This is a genomic window from Pseudomonas triclosanedens (assembly GCF_026686735.1).
Lineage (GTDB): Bacteria > Pseudomonadota > Gammaproteobacteria > Pseudomonadales > Pseudomonadaceae > Pseudomonas > Pseudomonas triclosanedens.
Genome location: NZ_CP113432.1, coordinates 5,484,369 through 5,503,072 on the forward strand (window position 1 = coordinate 5,484,369; position 18,704 = coordinate 5,503,072).

The 18,704-nt window shown below is 62.9% G+C and carries 15 protein-coding genes and 2 tRNA genes; 3 read left to right on the forward strand and 14 right to left on the reverse strand.

Translation table 11 applies throughout. The features are described from left to right. Positions 1-11: 11 nt before the first annotated feature. Positions 12-2,267 carry a YgiQ family radical SAM protein gene (locus OU419_RS25530; RefSeq protein WP_254472294.1) on the reverse strand — a complete coding sequence of 752 codons (2,256 nt, stop codon included), beginning with the start codon at positions 2,265-2,267 and terminating at the stop codon, positions 12-14. Between the two features lie 199 nt (positions 2,268-2,466). Between OU419_RS25530 and OU419_RS25535 the strand changes: the two genes are divergently transcribed. Continuing rightward, positions 2,467-4,323 (forward strand): diguanylate cyclase domain-containing protein, encoded by a 1,857-nt coding sequence (locus OU419_RS25535; protein ID WP_326494063.1) that lies wholly within the window; start codon positions 2,467-2,469, stop codon positions 4,321-4,323. Here OU419_RS25535 and alr read toward each other — a convergent pair whose 3' ends face one another. The 8 genes from alr to rnr all read right to left on the reverse strand — a co-directional run bounded on the left by alr (position 4,324) and on the right by rnr (position 12,751). Then, positions 4,324-5,400 carry an alanine racemase gene (gene alr, locus OU419_RS25540; protein ID WP_254472293.1) on the reverse strand — a complete coding sequence of 359 codons (1,077 nt, stop codon included), beginning with the start codon at positions 5,398-5,400 and terminating at the stop codon, positions 4,324-4,326. It abuts the gene before it with no gap. Between the two features lie 72 nt (positions 5,401-5,472). After that, a complete protein-coding gene (gene dnaB, locus OU419_RS25545) occupies positions 5,473-6,867 on the reverse strand; it encodes a replicative DNA helicase (RefSeq protein WP_254472292.1) in 1,395 nt (464 codons plus the stop codon). Positions 6,868-7,006: 139 nt separating this feature from the next. Next, positions 7,007-7,453, reverse strand: coding sequence for a 50S ribosomal protein L9 (gene rplI, locus OU419_RS25550; protein ID WP_254472291.1), 447 nt, complete (start codon positions 7,451-7,453; stop codon positions 7,007-7,009). A 21-nt stretch (positions 7,454-7,474) separates the two neighbouring features. Beyond that, positions 7,475-8,344 carry a hypothetical protein gene (locus OU419_RS25555; RefSeq protein ID WP_254472290.1) on the reverse strand — a complete coding sequence of 290 codons (870 nt, stop codon included), beginning with the start codon at positions 8,342-8,344 and terminating at the stop codon, positions 7,475-7,477. Positions 8,345-8,380: 36 nt separating this feature from the next. Next, entirely contained in the window at positions 8,381-8,611 is a 231-nt protein-coding gene (gene rpsR, locus OU419_RS25560) for a 30S ribosomal protein S18 (RefSeq protein WP_003095634.1), read from the reverse strand. Between the two features lie 29 nt (positions 8,612-8,640). Beyond that, positions 8,641-9,057 (reverse strand): 30S ribosomal protein S6, encoded by a 417-nt coding sequence (rpsF, locus tag OU419_RS25565; RefSeq protein WP_054906367.1) that lies wholly within the window; start codon positions 9,055-9,057, stop codon positions 8,641-8,643. Between the two features lie 203 nt (positions 9,058-9,260). Beyond that, positions 9,261-10,013 (reverse strand): 23S rRNA (guanosine(2251)-2'-O)-methyltransferase RlmB, encoded by a 753-nt coding sequence (rlmB, locus tag OU419_RS25570; RefSeq protein WP_254472289.1) that lies wholly within the window; start codon positions 10,011-10,013, stop codon positions 9,261-9,263. Next, a complete protein-coding gene (gene rnr / locus OU419_RS25575; RefSeq protein WP_254472288.1) occupies positions 10,010-12,751 on the reverse strand; it encodes a ribonuclease R in 2,742 nt (913 codons plus the stop codon). Before rnr ends, rlmB begins: the two co-directional genes overlap by 4 nt. A 205-nt stretch (positions 12,752-12,956) precedes the next feature. On the opposite strand from rnr, the gene OU419_RS25580 reads away from it, so the two are divergent. Both OU419_RS25580 and OU419_RS25585 read left to right on the forward strand, forming a co-directional pair. After that, positions 12,957-13,043 (forward strand) — tRNA-Leu (locus OU419_RS25580). 147 nt (positions 13,044-13,190) lie between these two features. Beyond that, positions 13,191-13,277: transfer RNA gene (locus tag OU419_RS25585), tRNA-Leu, on the forward strand. 284 nt (positions 13,278-13,561) lie between these two features. On the opposite strand, the gene OU419_RS25590 is transcribed toward OU419_RS25585, so the two are convergent. From OU419_RS25590 to hflK, 5 genes are all read right to left on the reverse strand, one after another. Beyond that, on the reverse strand, positions 13,562-14,857 hold the full coding sequence (locus OU419_RS25590; RefSeq protein WP_254472287.1) for an adenylosuccinate synthase: 1,296 nt from the start codon (positions 14,855-14,857) through the stop codon (positions 13,562-13,564). A gap of 66 nt (positions 14,858-14,923) precedes the next feature. Further along, positions 14,924-16,102 carry an ATP phosphoribosyltransferase regulatory subunit gene (locus tag OU419_RS25595; RefSeq protein WP_254472286.1) on the reverse strand — a complete coding sequence of 393 codons (1,179 nt, stop codon included), beginning with the start codon at positions 16,100-16,102 and terminating at the stop codon, positions 14,924-14,926. Positions 16,103-16,133: 31 nt separating this feature from the next. Then, positions 16,134-16,319: a DUF2065 domain-containing protein gene (locus tag OU419_RS25600; RefSeq protein ID WP_254472285.1), complete on the reverse strand. Its 186-nt coding sequence runs from the start codon at positions 16,317-16,319 to the stop codon at positions 16,134-16,136. Between the two features lie 342 nt (positions 16,320-16,661). Further along, positions 16,662-17,531: a protease modulator HflC gene (hflC, locus tag OU419_RS25605; protein ID WP_254472284.1), complete on the reverse strand. Its 870-nt coding sequence runs from the start codon at positions 17,529-17,531 to the stop codon at positions 16,662-16,664. Beyond that, on the reverse strand, positions 17,531-18,700 hold the full coding sequence (gene hflK / locus OU419_RS25610; RefSeq protein WP_254472283.1) for an FtsH protease activity modulator HflK: 1,170 nt from the start codon (positions 18,698-18,700) through the stop codon (positions 17,531-17,533). The genes hflC and hflK overlap by 1 nt, the downstream gene beginning before the upstream one ends. Positions 18,701-18,704: the final 4 nt, after the last annotated feature.

The following is an 18,704-nucleotide window of genomic DNA, read 5'->3' on the forward strand; positions in this document are numbered from 1 at the left end:
TGGCACAAGCGTCAGCGCGGGATGTTCGGCTGGCGCTTGGTGGTGCGCTTCTTGCCCTTGGCGTAGCCGGTGGCCTTGTCTTCGGCGGCCTTGTTCCAGGGCTTGGAGCCATCGCTGGCGCGTGGCGGCAGGCCGGTGTGCTGGGTTAGCAGCGGCTTGCCGGTCTTCTTGCTGCCCACCGGGGTGGAGTTCTTGCGGCGCGCGCTCTGGTAGCTGCCATCCCCCGTCGGCTGGTGCGTCGGGATGAGGTGGTGCTTGCCATTGCCGATCAGGTCGGCGCGCCCCATTTCCTTGAGCGCTTCACGCAGCATCGGCCAGTTGTTCGGGTCGTGATAGCGCAGGAATGCCTTGTGCAGGCGCCGACGACGCTCGCCCTTGACGATCTCTACGCCGTCGCTCTTGTAGGTGACCTTGCGTAGCGGGTTCTTGCCCGAGTGGTACATGGCGGTGGCGGTGGCCATCGGCGACGGGTAGAACGCCTGTACCTGGTCGGCGCGGAAACCGCTGCGCTTGAGCCACAGGGCAAGGTTCATCATGTCTTCGTCGCTGGTGCCCGGGTGCGCCGCGATGAAGTACGGGATCAGGTACTGCTCCTTGCCCGCTTCCTTGGAGAACTTTTCGAACATGCGCTTGAAAGCGTCATAGGTGCCGATGCCCGGCTTCATCATCTTCGACAGCGGGCCTTCCTCGGTATGCTCCGGGGCTATTTTCAGGTAGCCGCCGACGTGGTGGGTCACCAGTTCCTTGACGTACTCCGGGGACTCCACGGCGAGGTCATAGCGCAGGCCCGAAGCAATGAGGATTTTCTTCACGCCCGGCAGGTCGCGGGCACGGCGATACAACTGGATCAGCGAGGAGTGATCGGTGTTGAGGTTCTCGCAGATGCCCGGCCAGACGCAGGAAGGCTTGCGGCAGTGACGCTCGATTTCCGGGTCCTTGCAGGCGATGCGGTACATGTTCGCCGTCGGCCCGCCGAGGTCGGAGATGACGCCGGTGAAACCAGGCACCTTGTCCCGTATCTCCTCGATCTCGCGGATGATCGAGTCTTCAGAGCGGTTCTGGATGATCCGACCTTCATGCTCGGTGATGGAGCAGAAGGTGCAGCCGCCAAAACAGCCACGCATGATGTTCACCGAAAAACGGATCATCTCGTAGGCCGGAATCTTCTCGCCGGCGTAGGCCGGATGCGGCACGCGGGCATACTGCAGACCGAAGACGTAGTCCATTTCCTCGGTAGTCAGTGGAATGGGCGGCGGGTTGAACCAGACATCGGTTTCGCCATGACGCTGCACCATCGCGCGGGCGTTGCCTGGGTTGGTCTCCAGGTGCAGGACACGGTTGGCGTGAGCATAGAGCACCGGGTCGCTCTTCACTTTTTCGAAGGATGGCAGGCGGATCACCGTGCGCTCGCGCTCCAGGCGCGGGTTCGGCAGCAGTTGCACAACCCTGGCTTCGTTCGGATCGTCCTGCGGCCCCTTTTCCTGCTCGATGGCACAGGCAGCGGTGTCCTGGGTGTTCACATAGGGGTTAATGATCTTGTCGACCTTGCCCGGACGGTCGATGCGGGTGGAGTCCAGTTCGAACCAGCCTTCAGGCGTATCGCGGCGCACGAAGGCGGTGCCGCGCACGTCGGTGATCGACTCGATGGGCTCGCCGGCAGACAGGCGCTGGGCCACTTCCACCACAGCGCGCTCGGCATTGCCGAAAAGCAGGATGTCGGCCTTGGCGTCCATCAGAATCGAATGACGAACCTTGTCCTGCCAGTAGTCGTAGTGGGCGATGCGGCGCAGCGAGGCTTCGATGCCTCCGAGCACGATCGGCACGCCCTTGTAGGCTTCGCGGCAGCGCTGGCTGTAGACCATGCTGGCGCGGTCCGGGCGCTTGCCGGCCTTGCCGCCGGGGGTATAGGCATCGTCGGAGCGGATTTTCCGGTCGGCGGTATAGCGGTTGATCATCGAGTCCATGTTGCCGGCCGCAACGCCGAAGAACAGGTTCGGCTTGCCGAGCTTCATGAAGTCGTCTTTCGACTGCCAGTCGGGCTGCGCGATGATTCCAACACGGAAGCCCTGGGCCTCGAGCAGGCGCCCGATGATAGCCATGCCGAACGACGGATGGTCAACGTAGGCATCACCGGTGACGATGATGATGTCGCAGGAATCCCAGCCCAACTGATCCATCTCTTCCCGGCTCATTGGCAGGAAGGGCGCCGGGCCGAAACACTCGGCCCAGAACTTGGGATAGTCGAACAGCGGTTTGGCGGCTTGCATCACGGGCACCGGGTATCTCGAAGTTAGGTATCGCGGAAAAACGCGGGCGCGGAATATAGCACAAAAAGTGTACAAATCCGACCAGCGAACTCAGATTTAGCCAGCGCGCTACAGTTTGTCAGCGCCATCATCTGGCTATACTTGAGCCATCATCTGCAGTGCGCGCCTTGGTCTCCGCCAGGCACAGGGAGTGAGTGTCGTGCGTCATGTCTTCGTGCTGTTGCTCGCTCTGCTGGCCGGCCACGCCGCCGCAGTCGAGCTGAATTCGAACGCCAGTGGCGCCTGGCTCAATGGCAGCCTGGAACTCCTTGAGGATAGCAGCGGCAGGATGTCGCTCGACGAGGCAGCGGCCAGCCGAGGCTTCATGCCGGCCAACGGTCGCACCAGTGTCGGTCAGAGCTCCAGCGCGTGGTGGCTGCGCCTGGATTTTGACCGCCGGCAGCCCCCTCCCGGTGGCTGGTGGCTGGAGGTAGACGCGGTCAACCTGAAAGACCTGCGGCTCTACCTGCCCGATGACCTGGGGCGCTATCGCGAACTGCGCTCCGGCGAGTCCGTTCCCTTTTCCGCCGGCCGCGACCGCGACTACCGGCGCCCGCTGTTCCGCCTGCCGGATGGCAACGGGCAGCTCCGGATCTACCTGCGCACCTACGATCCTGCCGGTAACTCCTTCCCGCTGCGGCTCTGGTCACTGGACGATCTACAGGACCACCGCGCCGACACCAACCTGCTCCTCGGGGTGATCTACGGCCTGATCGCGGCGCTGCTGCTGTACAACCTGTTCATACTGCTGACCCTGCGCGACCGCGCGTACTTCTGGTATGTGCTGACCACCGCGTCGGCGCTGTTGTTCAGCCTCGGCATGAGCGGGCATGGCTTCGAGTACTTCTGGCCCAGGCAAGCGGTACCGTGGTGGCTGGACCGCATTACCCTGCCATCGCTCTGGGGCCTGTGCGTGCACCGCTTCACCATCACGCTGTTGCAGACCCGCCGCTACGTGCACTGGGCGCATCGGTTGCTGAATCTGAACTGCGCGCTGTACTTGCTCACCATCACCCTCGGTGCCCTGCAATTACGGGGCATCGCGAGCTGGATGCTGGTGGCGATCACTGTCATTGGCGTGCCTGCGGCACTGGGCGGCGCACTGGTGCGCTGGCGCCAGGGCTCCTTCCCGGCCTTCCTCTACATGCTTGGCTTCGGCCTGGTGCTCACCAGCGTCAGCGTTTCCGTGATGCGCGCGATGGGCGTAGTACAGCCCTCTCCGCTCACTGCTTATGTATTCCCGATTTCGGTCGCGATGGAGTCGGTTCTGTTCTCCTTCGCACTCACCTACCGCATCCAGGGCCTCAAGAGAGAACGCGCGCAAGCCGTGGAGCAGGCCGACCGGGAAAAGAGTGCGCGGCTGACGCTGATGCAAAGTGCGCAGCGCGACCTCGCCAAGGCAGTCGCTGAACGCACCGCGGAGCTGACCCTGAGCAACCAGTTGCTGCGTGAGCGTGAAGCGCAACTGCAGCACGCCGCGCACTACGATCCGCTGACCAGCCTGCCCAACCGCCGCTACCTGGTGGAACATGCCGAGCGAGCGCTGGGCCTCGCGCAGCAGAACGGCGAGACCGTTGCGCTGATGCTCATCGACCTCGATCACTTCAAGCCGATTAACGACAGCCACGGCCACGACGCTGGCGACTTCATGCTGCAGAACGTCGCACATCGCCTGCGCCAGTGCGTGCGGACCAGCGACTGCGTGGCACGCTTGGACGGAGACGAGTTCGCGGCGCTGATCTCCGGCCCGGATGCCGAGGGGCATGCTCGCGAGATCGCCAAGCGCCTGCTCAATGAGCTGTCACGCCCGGTCAGTTTCGACTCGCTGGAACTGCGTGTGACGCCGAGCATCGGCGTCGCCATCTATCCGAGCCACGCGATGCAGTTCAGCAAGCTCTACAAGGCGGCCGACCAGGCGCTGTACGAAGTGAAGGGAAATGGCCGGGCCAGCTACGCGGTGGCCAGCGAGTGCAGCGGCGAGACCAGCGACCTCTGGGCGGACAGCAGCCGCGCCTGATCAATTGCGGTAACGACGCGGCACGCGGGCGGTGATCTTGGTCAGCAGTTCGTAGCCAATGGTGCCAGCATGGGCGGCCACTTCATCCACCGGCAGATGCGCGCCCCACAATTCGACCGACTCGCCAACGCTGGCCGACGGCAGGTCGGTGAGGTCGACCGCCAGCATATCCATCGAAACCCTGCCTGCCAGCGGTACGCGCTTGCCACCCAAGAGCACCGGGGTGCCGCTCGGCGCATGGCGCGGATAGCCATCGGCGTAGCCACAGCTCACCGTTCCAATGCGCGACGGACGCTGCGCTACCCAGCGCGCCCCATAGCCGACACTTTCGCCAACCGGCACGTCGCGCACGGCGATCAGTTGCGCTTCCAGATTCAACGCCGGACGCAGTCCCAGCTCGACAGCGCTGATATCGGCGAACGGCGTGGCGCCGTAGAGCATGATGCCCGGGCGCACCCAGTCCATGTGCGCAGCGGGGATGGTCAGGACAGCGGCGGAATTGGCCAGCGAGCGCTGATCGAAATCCAGGTCGAGCAAGCCGAGGAAGCACTCCACCTGATCCTCGTTGAGCGAATCGCCACGCACGTCGGCGCAGGCGAAATGGCTCATCAGATTCAGCTCGGCCACCTGCTTCGCCTGCTTCAGGCGCGGATGCCAGTCACGGATCGCGCTCGCCGAGAAACCCAGGCGGTGCATACCCGAATCGAGCTTGAGCCAGACGTTCAACGCGCTCGGCAACTGCGTTTCCAGCAGCGCATGCGCCTGCTCCGGACCTTGCACCGCAACGTCCAGCCGCAGTTGGGCAGCGATCAGGTATTCGCTCGGCTCGAAGCAGCCTTCCAGCAGCAGTATGCGAGCGTCGGCATGCAGCGCGCGCACCTCCGCGGCCTCTTCCAGGCACGCCACGGCAAAGCCGTCCGCCTCGTCATGCAGTGCGCTGACCACCTCGCGGGCGCCATGCCCGTAGGCATTGGCCTTTACCACCGCGAACGCCTGCCGCCCCGGAGCGCAGCGCTTGGCAACGGCGTAGTTGTGGCGAATGGCGGAAAGATCGACGGTGGCGACAAGCGGGCGCATGGCATGGGATTCCGCAAAATGAAACGGGCGCCTATCTTAAGGCGCCCGTCGGTCACGCGGAATGCAACATCGTCATTCGTCTTCGAAGTTGTACATGCCCGGAGCAAGGTTTTCGAAGCGGCTGTAGCGACCAAGGAAGGCCACGCGCACGGTACCGATAGGGCCGTTACGCTGCTTGCCGATGATGATTTCGGCAACACCCTTGAACTCGGTATCGGGGTGATACACCTCGTCGCGGTAGACGAACATGATCACGTCGGCGTCCTGCTCGATCGCTCCGGATTCCCGCAAGTCGGAGTTCACCGGGCGCTTGTTCGGGCGCTGTTCCAGCGAACGGTTGAGCTGCGACAGCGCCACCACCGGGCAGTTGAATTCCTTGGCCAGCGCCTTGAGCGAGCGCGAAATCTCGGAAATCTCGTTCGTACGGTTGTCGCCAGCGGAGCCGGGAATCTGCATCAGCTGCAGGTAATCGACCATGATCATGCCGATCTCGCCGTGTTCACGGGCCAGGCGGCGGGTACGTGCGCGCATTTCCGAAGGCGAGATGCCTGCGGTGTCGTCGATGAACAGCTTGCGGTCGTTGAGCAGGTTCACCGCCGAGGTCAGGCGCGGCCAATCCTCGTCGTCCAGCTTGCCGGAGCGGACCTTGGTCTGGTCGATGCGGCCGAGCGACGCGAGCATACGCATCACGATCGAGTCGGAGGGCATCTCCAGGGAGTACACCAGGATCGCCTTGTCGCTGCGCATCAGGGCGTTCTCCACCAGGTTCATGGCGAAGGTGGTCTTGCCCATGGACGGACGGCCGGCAACGATGATCAGGTCGGCAGGCTGCAGGCCGCTGGTCTTTTCGTCCAGGTCGGTAAAACCGGTGGAAATCCCGGTCAGCGCCTCGGTGGTGTTGAACAGGTGATCGATGCGGTCGATGGTCTTGACCAGAATGTCGCTGATCCCGACCGGGCCGCCGGTCTTCGGTCGCGCTTCGGCGATCTCGAAGATCTTGCGCTCTGCTTCGTCGAGCACTTCGTTGGCGCTACGCCCTTCCGGGTTGAATGCGCTATCGGCGATGTCGCTGCTGATGCCAATCAACTGCCGCAGCGTGGCGCGCTCACGGATGATCTGCGCGTACGCCTTGATATTCGCCACAGATGGGGTGTTCTTCGCCAACTCGGCGAGATACGCCAGGCCGCCGACCTGGGAGAGCTGACCCTCACGCTCCAGCAGCTCGGAGAGAGTAACGACATCGATGGGCTGGTTGCCTTCGGCGAGCTTGTAAACAGCGCGGAAGATCAGGCGATGATCATGACGATAGAAGTCGCCATCGGACACGGCGTCCGAAACCCGTTCCCACGCGTTGTTATCCAGCATCAGACCACCCAGCACCGCCTGTTCGGCTTCGATCGAGTGCGGCGGCACCTTGAGAGAAGCGGTTTGCAGGTCGTATTGCTCGGGGACGGTGATGTCGTTCATGGGCTCTGCGTGCGGGCTCTTCGTATAAATGAATCAGTGAAAAAACAAAGGGCACGGTACCGAGATACAGTACCGTGCCCGATGTTAGCGGACTGATTCGCCCACGCAAGGTGTGCGAAACGTCCTAGCGACGGATCGCTTACTCGGCGACAACAACCACGTGCAGGGTTGCGTCAACATCGGTGTGCAGTTGCACTTCGATGTTGTATTCGCCTACAGCGCGCAGGGCGCCGTCGGGCAGGCGAACTTCGCTCTTCTCCAGCGGGTAGCCGGCAGCCGAAACGGCTTCGGCGATGTCGCGGGTGCCGATCGAACCGAACAGCTTGCCTTCGTCGCCAGCATGGGCGCCGATGGTCACGATCAGTTCGGCCAGTTGGGCAGCGCGGGCTTCAGCAGCGGCTTTCTTATCGGCAGCGGCTTTTTCCAGCTCGGCACGGCGCTCTTCGAAAGCAGCGACGTTGGCCGCGGTGGCAGCGGTGGCTTTGCCCTGCGGCAGCAGGTAGTTACGGGCGTAACCGCCCTTTACGTTCAGCTTGTCGCCCAGGTTGCCCAGTTTGGCGATCTTTTCCAGCAGGATGACTTCCATTTGAGTCTTACCTCTTAACTTTTAACCTTCACCGTTCGCGGCGCCCTGGCGGCGGGCCAGACGGCCGCGAAAATCAAACAGACTGTCGACGACGGCGACAAGACAGATCACATTGCCCAGCACGAAGACCAGCAGGTACAGCGGCGCCAGCCAGAAGCCCGGAAGCTTCTTCAGCGCTACCAGGCCGTGCCCCAGTGCGATCCCGGCGAACAACAGCGGGATCATGCACAGCGGCGCCAGCATGGTGGCGGCGGGGCCGGCGAATGGCAGAGCCACCACACCGACCAACAGCCCCAGAGCCGTGCCCGGAGACAGACGCAGTGCGCGGAACTCGCGGCCAAACCCTTCCGGGTTGTACAGCGCTGCCTGCCAATAACGCGCCAGCATCAGGCACAACAGGCTGATCGTCTGCAGCGAGGCTGCCATCAGGCCGGTGATGGTCGGAACCATCTCCGCCTGCAAGGCGGCCATCTGTTCCGGCGTCAGCTTGGCTTCGGCCAGAATTTGCGGCAGCGCCTTGCCGAACGCATCGGCAAGACTTGCGACCAACCCGGCCGACACCGTGCTTAGCAACAGCACGAACACCGCTCCGAGCACAACGCTCGCCAGCATCACCTGGTTCCAGGACACCCTGCTGCGCAGAACCTGCGCCAGCACGGCACTACCCACCAGAACCAGGGATACGCTGGGGTCTCCCAGGTACCACCAGGCCAGTGCCGGAAGCAGCGCCCAGGCCAGGATGCCAAAGGCATCACTGGCTCCACGACGCAACAGCACCAGACTGCCTGCTGCGGCACCCAGCCAGAACAACGGCTGCAATACCGCGGCTGCGACGACCACGAGGATCGCCTGCATGCGGCCTCGCATGACGAATTCAGCCAATGCGCGCATGCGATCTATCCATCAAATCCAGTCGACTGCCCGATCTCAACGGCCGTGGCTGTCGGTGTAGGGAAGCAGGGCCAGGTAGCGGGCGCGCTTGATAGCGGTAGCCAGCTGACGCTGGTACTTGGCCTTGGTGCCGGTGATACGGCTCGGAACGATCTTGCCGGTTTCGGAAACATAGGCTTTCAGGGTGTTCAGATCTTTGTAATCGATCTCTTTCACGCCTTCAGCGGTGAAACGGCAGAACTTACGACGACGGAAGAAACGTGCCATGAATGTGGCTCCTCAATACTGGTCCGGGATTACTCGTCAGCGCTGTCGCGGCTATCTTCGCCGTCAGCGGACTCGCCCTCGTTCGATTCGGGACGCTCACGGCGCTCACGGCGCTCGTTGCGGCTCTCTTCGGCCTTCAGCATTTCGGACTGGCCGGTAACGGCTTCGTCGCGACGGATGACCATGTTACGGATCACGGCGTCGTTGTAACGGAAGTTGTCTTCCAGCTCGGCCAGGGCCTTGGCGGTGCACTCGACGTTCATCAGAACGTAGTGAGCCTTGTGCACGTTGTTGATGGCGTAAGCCAGCTGACGACGGCCCCAGTCTTCCAGACGGTGAACTTTGCCGCCGTCTTCTTCGATGGCCTTGGTGTAACGCTCGACCATGCCACCGACTTGTTCGCTCTGGTCCGGGTGAACCAGGAACACGATTTCGTAATGACGCATAAATGCTCCTTACGGATTGCAGCCTGCCGACAAAGCGGTCAGGCAAGGAGTGAATGATTTTTTCCTTGCCGCCTGAGAGGACGCGCGAACGCCTGCCCGGACGACAAGGGCCGACATTCTAGAGAAGGGTGCCGGGGGGCGCAAGGAAATCTGGCGATTATTTGAACAGCGCGAGACGGGATGCCCCGTCTCGCGAAGGAGCGTCAGGCGCCGGCCTTGAGCTGGCGCTGGCGGACGATCTCGAACAGGCAGATGCCGGTGGCCACCGACACATTCAGGCTACTGACGCTCCCCTGCATCGGCAGCTTGGCCAGGTAGTCACAGTGTTCGCGGGTCAGGCGGCGCATGCCCCTGCCCTCGGCTCCCATCACCAGCACGGTCGGCCCGGTGAGATCAAGCTCATAGAGCATCTGGGTCGCCTCGCCCGCCGTACCGACAATCCACAGGCCGCGCTGCTGGAGTTTCTCCAGGGTGCGCGCCAGGTTGGTCACCGCCACCAGCGGTATGACCTCGGCAGCACCGCAGGCAACCTTACGCACCGTGGCGTTGAGCGTGGCGGACTTGTCCCTCGGCACGATGACCGCCAACGCACCCGCAGCATCGGCGGTACGCAGGCAGGCGCCGAGGTTGTGCGGATCGGTGACGCCATCCAGAGCCAGCAACAGCGCAGGGCCGGAGGAACGCTCGAGCAGCTCCTCCAGCATGTTCTCACCCCACACCTGGCTCGGGCTGACCTCGGCGACCACTCCCTGGTGCACACCTTCGGCCCATTCGTCCAGTTCCTTGCGGTCGCGCGTGCCCACCGGCACGCGCACCTGGCCAGCCAACTCGACAAGCGCCTGAACGCGCGGATCATGCCGCCCTTCAGCCAGCCACAATTGCTTGACCCGCTTTGGGTGATGGCGCAGCAACGCTTCTACGGCGTGAACCCCGTAGACCTTTTCCCACTGACTCATTTCTTCGCCTTACGCTTGCTGGCCGGAGCGCCACCGGTGCCACCCGCCTTGGGCGCGGACGAACCCTTGCGGTGCTTGGTCGGCTTGGCGGACCGGGCTTTCTGTTTCGAAGGTTTGCGCGGCTTGCCCGCGACGAGCGCGCCCTTGCCCTTGCCAGCCGCCGGCTTGCTCCCGCCGCCCCTGGCTTCCTCGAGCAGCGCCTTCTTCACTTCGCGACTCTTGCGCACATCGGTGTTGCCGAGCATTTCCTCGGCCTTGGCGAGCATTTCCGGGGCTACAGACGGCAACGCCTGTACCACGCCGACCTTGCGCTTGCGCGGTTTGTGCGAAGGCACCACGGCCACGTCAGGCGCGAAGAACGGATCGTCCGCTACCTGGCGACGCGCCCTGGCTGGCTTCTCCTTGGTAGCGGCCCCCTTGGCCGCCCCGCCCTTGGCCACTTTGCCCTTGGCAACCGGCTCAGCCTTCTCGCCACGCTTCTTGCGACCGATGGGCGCGCTGAGCACGTTATCGGAGAGTTCAAAGTCAATCTTGCGCTCATCCAGGTCGACGCGCGCCACCACGACCTCTACGGTGTCACCGAGGCGGAAGCTGCGACCGGTGCGCTCGCCACTGAGGCGATGGTGCACGGCATCGAAATGGTAGTAGTCGCCAGGCAGCGCGGTGACGTGCACCAGGCCTTCCACATAGATATCGCTCAGCTCGACAAAGATGCCGAAACCGGTCACCGCGGTAATCACCCCCGGGAAGGTCTCGCCCACGCGCTCACGCATGAACTCGCACTTCAGCCAGTTGGTGACGTCCCGTGTCGCCTCGTCGGCGCGGCGCTCAGTCATCGAGCACTGCTCGCCCAATTGCGCCAGGCGGGCTTCGTCGTACGGATAGATGCGCGCCTTGGGCATGCTGGCGGCACCGACGCGCTGCACGTGCTCGGATGCCGTCTTGGAGCGAATCAGGCAACGGATCGCGCGATGGGTCAGCAAGTCCGGGTAGCGACGGATCGGCGAGGTGAAATGGGTGTAGGCCTCGTAGTTCAGGCCGAAGTGGCCGGCGTTCTCCGGGCTGTACACCGCCTGGCTCAGGGAGCGCAGCATCACGGTCTGGATCAGTTGCAGGTCCGGGCGGCCCTGGATGGACTCCAGTAGCTTCTGGTAGTCCGCCGGGGTCGGATCGCCCTTGCCGCGATACAGGGTCAGCCCCAGCTCGCCGAGGAACTGACGCAGATTGTTCAGCTTTTCCTGCGGCGGGCCATCGTGGACGCGGTACAACGCCGGGATCGCATGCTTCTCCAGGAATTTGGCGGTGGCGACGTTGGCCGCCAGCATGCACTCCTCGATCAGCTTGTGCGCATCGTTGCGCTGGGTCGGACGGATTTCCGAGATTTTGCGGTCCGCGCCGAATACGATGCGGGTTTCCTGAGTCTCGAAGTCAATGGCACCGCGCACGTGGCGCGCGCCGACCAGGACCTTGTACAGGTCATAGAGCGTATTGAGGTGCGGCACGACCGCCGGCAGTTGTTCCTTCAGACGCTGACCCTCGGGACTGTCCGGGGTTTCCAGGTACTGGCTGACCTTGGTGTAGGTCAGGCGCGCGTGGGAATGAATGACCGCCTCGTAGAATTGGTAGTCGGTCATTTTGCCGGCCTTGGAGAGATTCATCTCGCAGACCATGGCCAGGCGATCGACCAACGGATTCAGGGAGCACAGGCCGTTGGAGAGAATCTCCGGCAGCATCGGGATCACGCGCTCGGGGAAATACACCGAGTTGCCGCGCTTGGCCGCCTCTTCATCCAGCGCCGAACCGACCTTCACATAATGAGAGACATCGGCGATGGCGACGAACAGCTTCCAGCCGCCGCCCTTGCGTTTCTCGGCGTAGACCGCGTCGTCGAAGTCGCGGGCATCTTCGCCGTCGATGGTAACGAATGGCAGGGTACGCAGGTCGACGCGCTTCTCCTTGTCCTTTTCCAGCACTTCGGGCTTGAGCTTGGCCGCTTCCTTTTCCACGGCCTCGGGCCAGGTGTGAGGAATGTCGTAGCTACGCAGCGCGACTTCGATTTCCATGCCTGGCGCCATGTAGTCGCCGAGAACTTCCACCACTTCGCCCTGAGCCTGGCGATGCACGCTCGGCCACACGTCGATGCGCACCTGGACGAACTGGTTGTGCCTGGCCTTGCCGGCCTTACCCGGCGGGATCAGCACTTCCTGCTGAATCTTCGGATTGTCCGCCACCACCGTGCCGATGCCGCTCTCATCGAAGTAACGGCCGACAATGGTTTCGTGGGCACGCTCGACCACTTCCACTATCGCCCCTTCGCGGCGACCGCGGCGATCGAAGCCGGACACGCGCGCCAAGGCGCGGTCGCCGTCGAATACCAGGCGCATCTGCGTCGGACTGAGGAACAGGTCGTCGCTTCCATCATCGGGAATCAGGAAGCCGAATCCATCACGATGACCGGCGATGCGGCCGAGGATCAGGTCGAGCTTGTCCACCGGAGCATAGGCGCCTCGGCGGGTATAGATAAGCTGGCCATCGCGCTCCATGGCGCGCAGTCGGCGGCGCAACGCTTCTTCCGACTCTTCGCCGGAGAGGCCGAACTCATCGAGCAACTGGCTCCGCGTTGCGGGCGCGCCGCGTTCGGCGAGATGTGCCAGGATGAGTTCACGGCTGGGGATGGGGTTGTCGTATTTTTCCGCCTCGCGGGCGGCCTCGGGATCGAGGTTTTGCCAATCGGCCATTAAAGTGCGGTCACCTTATCTATTTGGGTATGGTTCGCCATATGCTTATTGAAGCGCGAAATCCGCTCGTCGGTCAGCTTTGGACGTGAATAAATTTTTTATCGCATCAGGGGTTTACAAGCGAAAACGCTCTCCGTATAGTTCGCGCCCACAGCGTCACACAGACGTTGTAACACGGAAACGATGAGCAATCATCGACTCCAGTGCCCAGGTGGCGGAATTGGTAGACGCACTAGGTTCAGGTCCTAGCGGTGGCAACACCGTGGAAGTTCGAGTCTTCTCCTGGGCACCACTTATTCAAGGATAGAGTCAGTCGATGACAGACTTTATCCCGGCGGGTTCGGAACCCTGATAACCGAACGATAGACCGCCCGATGCAGCCAAGGGTTGCATCACCGCAAGACGATGAGCGATCATCGCACCCCATGCTGAAAAGCATGCCCAGGTGGCGGAATTGGTAGACGCACTAGGTTCAGGTCCTAGCGGTGGCAACACCGTGGAAGTTCGAGTCTTCTCCTGGGCACCATATTCAAACGAAAAAGCCGAGCACTGCTCGGCTTTTTCGTTTTCGGGTTTCCGCAATCCAAAGCCGGGCACAATGTCCGAGCTTGCCGCACTGATCACCCCACACTCTCGCTCAGCCAACCAGCCCCACTCATACCGCCGACGACAAACCGCCCGCCAGCAACCGCCAATCCACACCTCAATGACATCAATGGAGATGCCCAGGCGAACCATATCGCCTGACGTACTCCACGCAGAAACGACAACGGACCGCAGAGCGGCCCGTTGCGAGGTACACAGCGCAGATCAGCCGAACGGATGGCGCAGCACGATGGTCTCGGCACGGTCCGGGCCGGTGGAGATGATGTCGATGGGTGCACCGACCAGCTCCTCGACGCGCTTGATGTAGGCGCGCGCATTGGCCGGCAGGGCCTCCAGGCTCTGCACGCCGACAGTAGACTCGCTCCAGCCCGGCAGGTCTTCGTAGACAGGCTGCAGGCCAATGTAGCTGTCGGCATCGGTCGGAGCATCGGTCAGCAGCTCACCGGCGGCGTTCTTGTAGCCGGTGCAGATACGTACGGCATCCAGGCCGTCAAGGACGTCCAGCTTGGTCAGGCAAAGGCCGGACAGGCTGTTGATCTCGATGGCACGACGCAGGATGACCGCATCGAACCAACCGCAACGGCGGGCACGGCCGGTAGTGGCGCCGAACTCGTGACCAACCTTGGCCAGGTGAGCACCAACGTCATCGAACAGCTCGGTCGGGAACGGGCCGGAACCCACGCGAGTGGTATAGGCCTTGGTAATCCCCAGGATGTAATCCAGGTACAGCGGACCAAAGCCCGAACCGGTAGCGGTGCCGCCCGCCGTGGTGTTGGAGCTGGTGACGAAGGGGTAAGTGCCATGATCGATGTCGAGCAGCGAACCCTGAGCACCTTCGAACATGATGTTCTCCCCGCCACGACGCAGATCGTGCAGGGTCGAGGTCACGTCAGCCATCAGCGGACGCAGCTCTTCGGCATAGGCCATGCACTCGTCCAGAGTCTTCTGGAAGTCGACGGCCGGCTCCTTGTAATAGTTCTGCAGGACGAAGTTATGGTAGTCCAGCAACTCGCCCAGCTTGGCGGCGAAGCGCTCGCGATGGAACAGGTCGCCAACGCGCAGACCGCGACGAGCCACTTTGTCCTCGTACGCCGGACCGATGCCACGACCGGTGGTGCCAATCTTGGCGTCGCCACGAGCCTTCTCGCGAGCCTGGTCCAGGGCTACGTGGAACGACAGGATCAGCGGGCAGGACGGGCTGATGCGCAGGCGCTCGCGCACCGGTACGCCCTTCTCTTCCAGCTTGGCGATTTCGCGCATCAGCGCATCGGGCGCCAGGACCACGCCGTTGCCGATCAGGCACTGCACGCCTTCACGCAGGATGCCCGACGGAATCAGGTGCAGCACGGTCTTCTCGCCAGCGACTACCAGGGTATGACCGGCATTGTGGCCGCCCTGGTAACGCACCACGGCAGCAGCCTGGTCGGTCAGCAGGTCGACAATCTTGCCTTTGCCCTCATCACCCCACTGGGTGCCCAGGACTACGACATTCTTACCCATAACTCTTGTCCCCATCGTGGATGTTCGGTGCCGGCCGCGGCCGGCAGAAACTCGAAGTGGCGCGCCTCAGAGCGCGACCACCTGCCAATTGCCATCGCGAGCCAGCAGTTGCTGGTCGCAGCCCGCTTCGGTAGCCGAAGCCGCATCCTGCCCGGGCAACGCCTGTACCACGCGCACACCCTGACGGCGCAACTGCTGCACCGCCTGCCATAAGCCAGGTCCGTCGACCGGCGCCCAGACTCCGGCGCGCGGCTCGTCGAGCTGGGCGCGACCGAGAGTGACCAGGGTCTTGAGATCGGTGGAGAAACCGGTCGCCGGACGGGCGCGACCAAAATCAGCGCCAATGTCATCGTAGCGACCGCCCTGAGCGATGGATTCGCCAACCCCAGGCACGAACGCAGCGAACACCACGCCCGTGTGATAGTGATAACCGCGCAGCTCGCCGAGATCGAAGTACAGCGGCAACTGCGGGAAACGCGCAGCCAGCGAGTCTGCGATAGCGGTCAGATCCGCCAGCGCCTCCTGCACCGCGAGCGGAGCGCTGGCGAGCACCTCACGCGCCTGATCCAGCACCTGACGACTGCCGCACAGCTCAGCCAGTGCGCGCAGCATGCCAGCCAGATCCGCAGGCAAGGCCTCGGTCAGCGCTGCAACCTCATCGACAGCCTTGCGTTGCAGCGCATCGAACAGCGACTGCTCAACCTCACCGGAAAGCCCAGCCGCGCGCGCCAGCCCGCGGTAGATGCCGACATGGCCGAGATCCATATGCACGTCCGGCACCTGAGCCATGTCCAGCATGTCGAGCAGCAGGCTGATGACCTCGACGTCACCAGCGGCGCCAGTATTGCCATACAGCTCGGCCCCCAGCTGAATCGGGCTACGCGAAGTAGCCAGAGCACGAGGGCGCGCATGCAGCACACTGCCGGCGTAACACAGGCGATTAGGACCTTCGCGGCGGAGGCTGTGCGCATCCATGCGAGCGACCTGCGGCGTGATATCCGCACGGAACCCCATCAGGCGACCGGACGCAGGGTCGGTAACCTTGAAGGTACGCAGATCCAGATCCTGCCCGGCGCCAGTCAGCAGGGATTCCAGGTATTCGATATGCGGGGTGACTACGAACTCGTAACCCCAACGCTGGAAGAGGTCCAGCACCTGACGGCGGGCTGCTTCAACGCGCGCCGCCTCCGGTGGCAGCACTTCTTCGATCCCATCTGGCAGCAGCCAGCGGTCTACCGTTGCCATGTCGCCTCTCCCCTTTCAGCCGGGCGGCACTTCAATGAATGCAGTAAAGAAGAACGGTACCGAGCAACATGCTGCCCAGCCCGATGAGTCTGAGCCTGCGGTCGTCGAGGCGACCCAGCCCACTCACAGCGTCCCGCCAGCCACGCGGATACAGGAATGGAAGGATGCCTTCCAGCACCAGTAACAGACAGAACGCTTTGCCGAGTTCCTGCCACATGGTTCCTGCACATGGATCTAACGGGCGCAAAAAAGCCGGGATTTCCCGGCTGACCCATGATAACACGATTTCTCCGGCGGGCACTGCCGCCCGCCGGAGAGTTACAAGGGTCCGTTGATGTTTCGGCGTGAATCGCGTTGCCGCGGCAAATCACGCCAGGCTAGACGCGGGGCGACGGTAATGGCCGGCCCTTGCCTAGCCCCGCAACGACGCATGGCGTGATTTGACGCGCAACCCGAAGGGACGAACCCCCGTGTTGCGCGGCGCCCGGGCCTCAATTCGGCATCGGGACAACTCGCAACACGGGGTTCAGCGCGGTCACGACGAAGCGTCGACGGACCCTTAGGGTTTAGCTTTTTCCAGATAGCGGAAGAAATCGTTGCTGGGGTCGAGCACCAGCACGTCCTTCTTGTCCGCGAAGCTCTCGCGGTAAGCCTTGAGGCTGCGGGTGAAAGCGTAGAACTCCGGATCGGCACTGTAGGCCTTGGCGTAAATTGCCGCAGCCTTGGCATCACCGTCACCCCGGGTTTCTTCCGACTCGCGATAAGCCTCGGCCAGCAGTACACGACGCTGACGGTCGGCGTCCGCGCGGATACCTTCGGCCAGTTCACGCCCTTTCGCGCGATGCTCGCGGGCTTCCCGCTCACGCTCGGTGCTCATGCGCTCGAACACGCTGCGATTCACTTCCTTCGGCAGGTCGATGGCCTTGACGCGAACATCGATGACCTCGATACCCAGTTCCTTTTGCGCCATGCGGTTCAGCGAAGCAGTGATATCCCCCATGAGCGCGTCACGCTCACCGGAAACCACTTCATGCAAGGTGCGTTTGCCGAACTGGTCGCGCAGACCGGCCTCCAGGCGGCGAGACAGACGCTCATCGGCGATCTGCTTCATGCCGGAAGTCGCGGTATAGAAGCGCTCGGCATCGGAGACGCGCCATTTGGCGTAGGCATCGACCATCACCGCTTTCTTCTCCAACGTCAGGAAACGCTGGGTCGGCGAGTCCAGAGTCAGCAGACGGCCGTCGAACTTGCGCACCTGGTTGACGTACGGAATCTTGAAGTGCAGGCCCGGCTTGACGTCGGCGTCGACCACGCGACCGAAGCGCAGCAGCACGGCGCGCTCGGTCTGCTGAACGACATAGATGCTGCTCCACAGCGCAACCGCGGCAACGACGGCGGCGATCAGGGCAATCAGAGACTTGTTACTCATCAGCGGCTCTCCCTGGTACGCATGTCACGCTGCTGCAGGTCGTTGGCCACCCGCGAACCGATGTCTTGCGTGCTGCTGGTCGTGCCTGGCGTGGTGCTTGGGGCTGCCGAACCACGGCCATCCATCATCTTGTCCAGCGGCAGGTAGATCAGATTGTTCTGACCCTGCTGCCCGGTCACCAGCACCTTGCTGCTCTGGCTCAGAACGTCCTGCATGGCGTCCAGATACAGACGCTCACGAGTAACCTCGGGCGCCTTGCGGTACTCACCCGCCAGCTTGCTGAAGCGATCCGCCTCACCCTGGGCGCGAGACACGACCTCATCACGGTAGCCGTTGGCTTCCTCGATGATGCGCTGGGCCTGACCACGAGCCTCAGGCACGACACCATTGGCATAGGCTTCGGCCTGGTTCTTCTCGCGCTGCTCGTCTTCGCGGGCACGGATCACGTCGTCGAACGCTTCCTGCACCTCTCGCGGCGCGGCGGCGCTCTGGATATTCACCTGAGTCACGGCGATGCCGGTCTTGTAGGTATCCATGAAGCGCTGCAGCCGCTCGCGCACCTCGGTAGCCATCTGCTCACGACCTTCGGTGAGGATCTGGTCCATCGTGGTCGAGCCCGCGACGTGACGCAGCGCGCTCTCGGTGGCCTGCTGCAGGCTCACCTCGGGCTGGTCGACGTTGAGCACGAAATCCTGCAGGTTGCTGACCTTGTACTGCACGGTCAGCGGAACCTCCACGATATTCTCGTCCTCGGTGAGCATCTGGCCCTGCTTGCTGTATGCACGCTCGCGGGTCACGTTCTCCTGAAACTTCTTGTCGATCGGCGGGAAGTAGATATTCAGGCCCGGCCCCACGGTCTCGTAGTACTTGCCGAAGCGCAGGATCACCGCCTGCTCCTGCTCGTCCACCACATAGATGGCGTTGTACAGCCACAGTACGCCGAGGATCGCCAGTCCGATACCGAACAGTCCCAGAGTACCGCCCTTGCTGCCACCGCCACCGGTGCCGCTACCGCGTTTGGGTTTGCCGAAAATACCGTTCAGGCTGTCCTGCAGCTTGCGAAAGGCCTCATCCAGATCAGGCGGGCCCTGGCGGCCGCCACCACGGCGTCCACCCCACGGGTCCTGATCGTTCTTGTTCGAGTTGTCACCCGGCTCGTTCCAAGCCATAGCG